Source organism: uncultured Escherichia sp. (assembly GCF_948475835.1).
Lineage (GTDB): Bacteria > Pseudomonadota > Gammaproteobacteria > Enterobacterales > Enterobacteriaceae > ECMA0423.
Window position 1 is genome coordinate 1 of sequence record NZ_CAOLGM010000083.1, and the last position, 6,857, is coordinate 6,857.

Genomic DNA, 6,857 nt, shown 5'->3' on the forward strand with positions numbered 1-6,857 from the left:
GCCTTTGCGCATGAAGCAGGCGAATTTTTTATGCGTGCAGGTTCTGCAACCGTACGTCCAACAGAAGGTGCTGGTGGTACGTTAGGAAGTCTGGGTGGATTCAGCGTGACCAATAACACTCAACTGGGCCTGACGTTTACTTATATGGCGACCGACAACATTGGTGTGGAATTACTGGCAGCGACGCCGTTCCGCCATAAAATCGGCACCCGGGCGATCGGCGATATTGCAACCGTTCATCATCTGCCGCCAACACTGATGGCGCAGTGGTATTTTGGTGATGCCAGCAGCAAATTCCGTCCTTACGTTGGGGCCGGTATTAACTACACCACCTTCTTTGATAATGGATTTAACGATCATGGCAAAGAGGCAGGGCTTTCCGATCTCAGTCTGAAAGATTCCTGGGGAGCTGCCGGGCAGGTGGGGGTTGATTATCTGATTAACCGTGACTGGTTGGTTAACATGTCAGTGTGGTACATGGATATCGATACCACCGCCAATTATAAGCTAGGCGGTGCACAGCAACACGATAGCGTACGCCTCGATCCGTGGGTGTTTATGTTCTCAGCAGGATATCGTTTTTAATTCCACAAAAAAACGACCCCGTAATATACGGGGTCAATTAGGACATGGCATAAAGTGTATTATTTCTTCGCTTCTACGCCGTCAGTTTCAGAGCGAATTAAAAATTTCTCAGTTGTTTGCGGAATATGCTGAATCAGCCAGTCGGCCATTTGCTTTTCCTCATTTAAAATCGCTTCGATGGTTGGAATTGAAGCTGTATCACCGGCATTTTTTGCTGCTGCTAATAGTGAGGTGTAACAGGCGATTTCAAATTGCTCGAAGACATATCCGCTAATAGAGCCTTTGACTATTTCATCAGAAGGGAATATACCACCGATTGACTGCCCAAGCGCAGCCATTTTACTCATGGAATCTTTAATGACTGAACGTGAAATGTCATTACGATCAAGAATAGTTTCCAATTGAACAATCTGGTTTTTGGTTTCACTAAGATGTTGTTCAATACGAGCGCGTAGTTCAGGATAATTATCTATACGGCTGGCCATGGATTCAAGCATAGATTCGGCTTGCTTTTCCATTGCGTGGGCGTCACGTAACCAGTCATGATAATGTTCAATACGATTCATGAAAATGTCCTCTTTATAAAATGACTAAAAGTTAAAATTCATATTTCAGGCTTTATTTTCGGCTTTCTTATTTACGTTATTAAGGGCCAGATCAGTCAGTTTGATGTCGGTGGCCTTTTCTTCTTCCAGGGTCTCTTTCAGAAGCTTCGCTGCTTTACGATAACCTAATTGTTCAGCCAGCGTCGCTAATGTCCCGTAACTGGCAATCTCATAATGCTCGACTTTCTGTGCTGCGGCAATCAGTGCGGCATCACGCACTTCGTTTTTCTCGGTACTTTCGATGACCTCATTAGCTTCTTCAATAAGACCTTCCATTGCCACACATTTCATGCGCTTAATTTTCAGATTCGATTCTGATTCCACAACTTGATCAATACGTTCAATCTGTCCATGTGTTTCCTCGAGGTGCGCATGAAAAGCCTGGCTTAATTTTTCGTTTGATGTTGCTCTTGCGAGTTTTGCCAGTGCCCGGGTTAATTGTTTTTCTGCGCTGTAGGTATCTGAAAGCAGGTGAATAAATACATCTTCAATGGTCTTCATATTCATATTTTTCTCCAGTGAAATCACTGCGAGCCATACGGCCCGCAGATGCAATTATCTTTATCAGCTGATATTAATAATTAACGGTGAATCAGGATTTACCTGATTTATTACCACCGCTTTGTTGACCGCCTTTTTTACCCGCTTCAGATGCGCGTTGCGGATCATTTTTAAAATTACCGCCGCTATGCTGACCGCCTTTACGGCCTGCGTCGGATGCCTTCTCACGGTCTTCGGCGAAATTTCCTGAACCACCACGATGTTCGGCCATGTTATTTCTCCCGTTGCGTTGCATTGTTTCATTAATATGAGTGTTGTGTGTCGACACTCATTAAAATTAGTCGCTAATGAGAATTAGTCAAATTAAGCGCAACGAGAAGATAGAGGGAAAATATATTTTGAGGAACATTCTGGATATATTAACAATTACCTGAGGAATAAGTGACTTAGAGAAAATTATTGATTTTACTGGTGTTATGTTGCGGGATTAATTTGTTTGATTATATTACTGTTGGGCGGAAAAATGACGTAAGTTGACGTTCGACCGGGGTAAGCGAAACGGTAAAAAGATAAATATTAAATGAATTTAGGATTTTTCCGGCTTCATTAAAGAAAGTTAAAATGCCGCCAGCGGAACTGGCGGCTGTGGGATTAACTGCGCGTCGCCGCTTTCATCGGTTGTACAAAAACTTTCAGTGCCGCCAGCATTTTCTCTGGCTCATTAATATGTTGCTCGATGATTTTAACAATGGCCGAACCAGAAATCGCGCCCGCAGCTCCTGCATCAATCGCTGCTTTTACCTGATCCGGGGCGGAAATACCAAACCCCTGCAATGGAGGTGCAGCGTTGTACTCTTTCAGCTTCGCAACCAGATGATTGAGGGGTAACGCGGCGCGGTTTTCTGCGCCGGTCACGCCCGCTCGTGACAGCAAATAGGTGTAACCACGACCGTAAGAGGCTATCTGGCGCAGCAGGTCGTCATCGGCATTTGGCGGGCAGATGAAGATAGGTGCGACATTATGGCGCAACGCGGCCTGGCGGAAGGGCGCGGACTCTTCAATTGGCACATCGGCAACCAGCACCGAATCGACGCCGACTTTCTCGCACTGGGCATAAAACTCATCAATGCCTTTGTTAAACACCAGATTGGCATACATCAACAGGCCAATGGGAATGGTCGGGTGTTTCTGGCGAATCAGTGCCAGCATTTCAAAACATTGTGCCGGAGTCACACCTGCCGCAAAGGCGCGCAGAGTGGCGTTTTGAATCGTCGGGCCATCCGCCAGTGGGTCGGAGAAGGGGATACCTAACTCCAGCGCGTCAGCACCGGCTTCAATTAGCGTATCGATAATTTTCAATGACTGCTCAATGCCCGGATCACCGAGCGTGACGAAAGGAACGAATGCGCCTTCTTTGCGCTCCTTCAACTGGGCAAACAGAGATTCGTAGCGTTCCATCAGATTTCCCCTCGTGCTTTCAAAATATCGTGAACGGTGAAGATGTCTTTATCGCCGCGACCGGAAAGGTTAACCACCAGTAGCTGCTCTTTATCCGGGTTTTCGCGCATCATTTTCAACGCATGGGCCAGGGCGTGGGAGGATTCCAGCGCCGGGATGATCCCTTCGTGCAGGCACAGCGTTTTGAAGGCTTCAAGGGCTTCATCATCGGTAATAGACACGTAATCAGCGCGTCCAGTGCTGTTAAGATACGCGTGTTGTGGGCCGACAGACGGGAAATCCAGTCCGGCGGAGATGGAGTAAGATTCTTCAATCTGCCCGTCTTCGGTTTGCATCATCGGCGCTTTCATACCGAAATAGATGCCCACGCGACCATGTTTTAACGGTGCGCCGTGCTCGCCAGTTTCGATACCGTGACCACCTGGCTCCACACCAATCAGGCCGACGTTGGTTTCATTGATGAAATCAGCAAACATGCCGATGGCATTCGAACCGCCGCCAACACAGGCGATAACGGCATCCGGCAGGCGACCTTCTCTTTCCAGAATCTGCGCTTTGGTTTCTTCGCCAATCATCCGCTGAAACTCACGCACAATGGTCGGATAAGGATGCGGGCCAGCTGCGGTGCCCAGCATATAGTGCGCGGTTTCGTAACTACCGGACCAGTCGCGCAGCGCCTCGTTACAGGCATCTTTCAGCGTCGCGGAACCGCTATGCACCGGGATCACTTCCGCACCCATTAAGCGCATACGAAAAACGTTAGGCGACTGGCGTTCTACGTCTTTGGCACCCATATAAATACGGCATTTCAGGCCGAGCAGGGCGCTGGCAAGGGCCGACGCCACGCCATGCTGACCGGCACCGGTTTCGGCGATGATTTCGGTTTTACCCATCCGCTTCGCCAGTAAAGCCTGACCGAGCACCTGGTTAGTTTTATGCGCGCCGCCGTGCAGCAAATCTTCACGCTTGAGATACAGAGTGGTGTTCGTCCCGGCTGTAATGTTCTGGCATTTGGTCAGCGCGGTTGGACGCCCGGCATAGTTTTTCAGCAGGTCGTTGAACTGAGCCTGAAATTCAGGATCTTTTTGCGCACTGACAAAAGCTTCTTCCAGCTGGCGCAGAGCAGGCATCAGGATTTGTGGCACGTACATGCCGCCAAACTCACCAAAATAGGGGTTAAGTAATGTTGTCATTGTTCCTTTCCTTAATATGCGCGCAGCGTCTGGAAAACCGAGGCCAAAAGACGTGCGTCTTTGATGCCCGGTTGCGACTCTACAGCAGAATTAAAATCAAGTCCGGCGCAGCCGGTTTGTGCCGCTTCCACGCAGTTATCTGCGCCTAAGCCCCCCGCCAGCAGAACGTTGCCAAGCGATTGACCATTTAATAGTGACCAGTCGAAACGTTGCCCGCTTCCACCCTGGCCGTTGTCTAAAACATATTTATCAACGTGCTGAAGCTCGCGGGCGGGCAGGGTTTCACCGACGCTTAATGCTTTCCAGATGGCAACGTGTGCTGGCAGAGCTTCACGCAGCGTATCGATATACAGCTGATCTTCATTACCATGCAGTTGCACTGCCGCCAGCGATAACACCTTAGCTTTGTCCACCACATCGGCAATATCGTGATTGCGGAACACGCCAACATACTGCAACGGTGCCGCAGCCATCACTTCCTGCGCCTGTTCAACGTTGACGCAACGCGGTGATGTCGCAACAAAAATCAACCCACCGTAAATCGCGCCCGCGTCATAAGCTGCTTTAGCATCTTGCCCACGCGTCAGGCCACATACTTTATTCTCACCCAGCAACACCCGGCGCACGGCGGCGTGCAAATCGTCATGGGCCATCAACGCCGAACCAATCAGAAAACCGTTAGCGAAGTGGCTTAACTCGCGCACCTGAGCGTAAGTATTGATGCCGGATTCGCTGATTACCGTTACGTTGTGCCCCAGTTTCGGCGCAAGCTCGCGGGTACGGTTGAGATCAATCGACAAATCCCGCAGATCGCGGTTGTTGATGCCAACGACCTTTGCCCCCAATGCAATGGCACGCTCCAGTTCCTCTTCATTACTGACTTCGGTCAGCACACCCATCTCCAGACTGTGGGCGACGGCGGCAAGCTGGCGATATTGTTCGTCATCCAGTACTGAAAGCATTAATAAGCAGGCATCAGCCTGGTAATAGCGCGCCAGATAGATCTGGTAAGGATCGATAATGAAGTCTTTACATAAAATCGGCTGCGGGGCGATTTGGCTGACGATGGGGAGGAAATCAAAGCTCCCCTGAAAATATTTCTCATCAGTCAGCACCGAAATTGCCGAAGCGTAATGTTTATAAATGGCGGCAATGCGTGCTGGATCGAAATCATCACGGATCACGCCTTTTGACGGCGACGCTTTCTTGCACTCCAGAATAAACGTCGTGCGCGCACCCTGTAGCGCATCATAAAAATGTCGCGTGCTCGGCTGAACCTCATTCTGAAAACTGGCCAGCGGTTGCTGCTGTTTGCGGGTTTCTACCCAAATCGCCTTGTCTGCGACGATTTTCGCTAAAACGGTTTGCATCATTTACCCTCGTGCCGCCAGCGCGGTAACTCTGTCGTAAGCGGAACCACTGCGCAGTACCTCAAGAACGGTTTGCGCATTGGCTTGCAGATCTTCATGGCCATGCAGGCGCATTAACATGGCGACGTTCGCAGCGACGGCTGCTTCATGGGCGGCGTCGCCTTTACCTTGTAACAAACGTGTTAAAATGTCACGGTTTTCTTCCGGTGTTCCGCCTGCCAGTTGCTCCTGGTGGTAGGGTGTCAGGCCAAAATCTTCAGCGGTCAATTGATAGCTCTTAATTTCGCCGTCATGCAGCTCGGCAACGATTGTCGGCGCGTGTAATGAAACTTCATCCATCCCGCCGCTGTGCACCACCGCCGCGCGTTGATACCCCAGCACGCGCAAGGTTTCGGCAATCGGCAGCACCAGTTCCGGACTATAAACACCAATTAACGCCAGCGGCGGATGCGCCGGGTTAATCAATGGCCCCAGCACATTGAACAGGGTGCGGGTTTTTAGTTGCTGGCGAACCGGCATTGCATGGCGAAATCCGGTGTGATATTTCGGTGCAAAGAGGAAACATACGCCTAACTCATCCAGCGCCTGGCGCGATTTATCGGCGTTCATATCAAGATTAATACCGAACGCCGCCAGCAGATCGGACGAACCAGATTTACTGGAGACGCTACGGTTGCCGTGTTTCGCCACTTTCAGCCCACAGGCCGCGGCGACAAACGCACTGGCGGTAGAAATATTGATACTGTTGCTGCCGTCACCGCCAGTACCGACGATATCAGCAAACAGATAATCCGGGCGCGGGAACGGCGCGGCGTTTTCCAGTAGCGCGGTTGCTGCTCCGGCGATCTCGTTCGGGTGCTCACCGCGAATTTTCATGCTCACCAGCGCCGCCGCCAGTTGTTCCGGCTTCAGCTCGCCACGCACCACCGCTGAAAACAGCTGGTGGCTTTCTTGTTGGCTAAGCGTCTGCGCCTGATACAGTTTTTCCAGAATCGGTTGCAGCGTGTTGGCTGGCTCTAGTTTCTGCTGCGCCCAGGCCAGCGTTTGTTCCAGCAGGCGAGCGCCCTGGGTGGTGAGAATGGATTCCGGATGGAACTGGAATCCACAAACGCGATCCGCATCGTGCCGTACTGCCATCACCATGC

At 50.6% G+C, this 6,857-nt stretch carries 7 protein-coding genes and 1 pseudogene (1 of these 8 running past the window's edge); 1 reads left to right on the forward strand and 7 read right to left on the reverse strand.

Annotated features, from left to right (window positions below):
• Positions 1-585: outer membrane protein OmpW (gene ompW / locus QZF50_RS15870; RefSeq protein ID WP_290388910.1), on the forward strand; the 585-nt coding region annotated here is incomplete at its 5' end.
• A gap of 59 nt (positions 586-644) precedes the next feature.
• Here ompW and QZF50_RS15875 read toward each other — a convergent pair.
• From QZF50_RS15875 to trpD, 7 genes and pseudogenes are all read right to left on the reverse strand, one after another.
• Positions 645-1,151 (reverse strand): ferritin-like domain-containing protein, encoded by a 507-nt coding sequence (locus QZF50_RS15875; protein WP_001079504.1) that lies wholly within the window; start codon positions 1,149-1,151, stop codon positions 645-647.
• A gap of 45 nt (positions 1,152-1,196) precedes the next feature.
• The gene (locus QZF50_RS15880) at positions 1,197-1,697 is read right to left on the reverse strand and encodes a ferritin-like domain-containing protein (protein ID WP_001056491.1); all 501 of its coding nucleotides are present in this window, start codon (positions 1,695-1,697) and stop codon (positions 1,197-1,199) included.
• Between the two features lie 85 nt (positions 1,698-1,782).
• Positions 1,783-1,962: a general stress protein gene (locus tag QZF50_RS15885; protein ID WP_000807651.1), complete on the reverse strand. Its 180-nt coding sequence runs from the start codon at positions 1,960-1,962 to the stop codon at positions 1,783-1,785.
• Positions 1,963-2,342: 380 nt separating this feature from the next.
• On the reverse strand, positions 2,343-3,149 hold the full coding sequence (trpA, locus tag QZF50_RS15890) for a tryptophan synthase subunit alpha (protein WP_000443056.1): 807 nt from the start codon (positions 3,147-3,149) through the stop codon (positions 2,343-2,345).
• The gene (gene trpB, locus QZF50_RS15895; RefSeq protein ID WP_000209520.1) at positions 3,149-4,342 is read right to left on the reverse strand and encodes a tryptophan synthase subunit beta; all 1,194 of its coding nucleotides are present in this window, start codon (positions 4,340-4,342) and stop codon (positions 3,149-3,151) included. Before trpB ends, trpA begins: the two co-directional genes overlap by 1 nt.
• 11 nt (positions 4,343-4,353) lie before the next feature.
• Positions 4,354-5,715: a bifunctional indole-3-glycerol-phosphate synthase TrpC/phosphoribosylanthranilate isomerase TrpF gene (gene trpCF, locus QZF50_RS15900; protein WP_073972147.1), complete on the reverse strand. Its 1,362-nt coding sequence runs from the start codon at positions 5,713-5,715 to the stop codon at positions 4,354-4,356.
• Positions 5,716-6,857: pseudogene (gene trpD, locus QZF50_RS15905) on the reverse strand (bifunctional anthranilate synthase glutamate amidotransferase component TrpG/anthranilate phosphoribosyltransferase TrpD); it runs 465 nt beyond the window's last position.